This window comes from Caballeronia choica (genome assembly GCF_001544535.1).
Classification (GTDB): Bacteria; Pseudomonadota; Gammaproteobacteria; order Burkholderiales; family Burkholderiaceae; genus Caballeronia; species Caballeronia choica.
Window position 1 is genome coordinate 1 of sequence record NZ_FCON02000431.1, and the last position, 1,567, is coordinate 1,567.

Annotated in this window: 1 protein-coding gene and 2 pseudogenes; all 3 read left to right on the forward strand. The window is 61.3% G+C overall.

Going from position 1 to position 1,567, the window contains the following annotated elements; all coding sequences use genetic code 11:
* Positions 1-265: putative sulfate exporter family transporter (locus AWB68_RS44715; RefSeq protein WP_125483306.1), on the forward strand; the 265-nt coding region annotated here is incomplete at its 5' end.
* A 26-nt stretch (positions 266-291) separates the two neighbouring features.
* Positions 292-1,176 (forward strand): annotated as a pseudogene (locus AWB68_RS44720) (LysR family transcriptional regulator).
* Positions 1,177-1,307: 131 nt separating this feature from the next.
* Positions 1,308-1,567 (forward strand): annotated as a pseudogene (locus AWB68_RS49185) (molybdopterin-dependent oxidoreductase); the annotation flags it as partial.

Consider the following 1,567-nt stretch of genomic DNA (forward strand, 5'->3'; position numbering starts at 1 on the left):
GCATAAAGTCGTGCCCTGGTTCATCATTGGTTTTCTTGTGATGGTTGCCCTCCGTTCGGCCAACCTCGTTCCGACAGGAGCATTACCGTCGATCAGCCATACGGCGAATGTGTTAACGATACTTTCGATGGCTGCACTCGGTCTGGGCGTCGATGTGCGAATGGTCGCCAAAGCCGGCCCTCGTGTGACACTGGCGGTGGTGCTGTCGATCGTCGCGCTCGCGCTCATCAGCCTCGTGGTGATCCGTGTGCTGGGCATAGCCTAGAAAAGGCTTAAGGTCCGCAGAGAATCATGACGCTCGATCAACTTCGTGTCTTTGTTGCGGTTGCCGAGCAGCAGCATGTGACCCGTGCGGCCAACGTACTGGCGCTTTCGCAATCGGCGGTGAGCAGTTCAATCGCCGCGCTCAAAGCGCAGTATGACGTCAAGCTGTTCCACCGGATTCGCCGGAACATTGTGCTGACCGACGCCGGCCAGCAGTTTCTCAGCGAAGCGCGCGCGGTGCTCGCCCGTGCCTCGTCGGCCGGGAACATGCTGGCCGATCTGGCCGGGTTGCGGCGAGGTGCGTTATCGCTTGCGGCGAGTCAGACCGTGGCAAATTACTGGATACCGAGGGTGATGCAGCGCTTCCATGCGGCACACCCCGGCGTTTCGCTCAAGCTCTCGATCACGAATACCGGGCAAGTCGTTCGGCAGGTCGCCGAGGGCGCCGTCGATCTGGGCTTTGTGGAAGACCAGGTCGACGCAGAGGGTCTCGAAGTGCGCGCGGTTGCCCAGGATGAACTGGTGCTGGTGGTCGCCCCCAGCACCCTTGGGCCCATCGCGATTCGACAGTTGCCGATCCTATTGACTTGCGCGATAACGCCTGGGTGCTGCGTGAACAGGAATCGGGTACGCGCGGGATCTTCGAAAAGCTGGTGCGCAGCTTGAGAGGCAATCCCTCCGGGGTTCGAGATCGCGCTGGAGCTTCCGTCGAACGAGGCGGTGCGATCGGCGGTCGAGGCTGGCGCCGGCGCGACCGTGATGTCCCGGCTGGTCGCGGCTTCCTCACTCAGCGCCGGGACGCTTACAGCACTCCATTGGCCGCTGCCGCCGCGGGAATTCCTGATGTTGCGTCATCAGCAACGCTATGTGACTGAGGCGATGCGCGTGTTCTTCGAGATGGCGTCGGAGTAAGTCTCCAATTGCCATTAACAACGAATCAAGGCGGCTGATATAACGTGACGCCGCAGAAACAATCGGGCGCTTCAAAGGTGCCGGCACGCATACGCTCATACGACAAAAACGAACCTGAAGGAGACATACCCATGAAAAACCATTCCCACGGCGTGGACGCGCGTCGGCGCAACTTGCTTCACGGTCTTGCCGCCGGCGGTCTCGCCGGCACCATGGCCGCCTGGAATCGCAGCGCGTGGCCGGCCGAATCCTTCAACCTGCCATTCGCTGGCGGCGAGCGCGACGTGACGAGCGCGTTCCCACAGAAAGGCGAAATGCTGCTGCTGCGAACCCGTCCGCCCTTGCTGGAGACGCCGTTTTCCGTCTTCGATCGAGGCGTTTTCACGCCTAA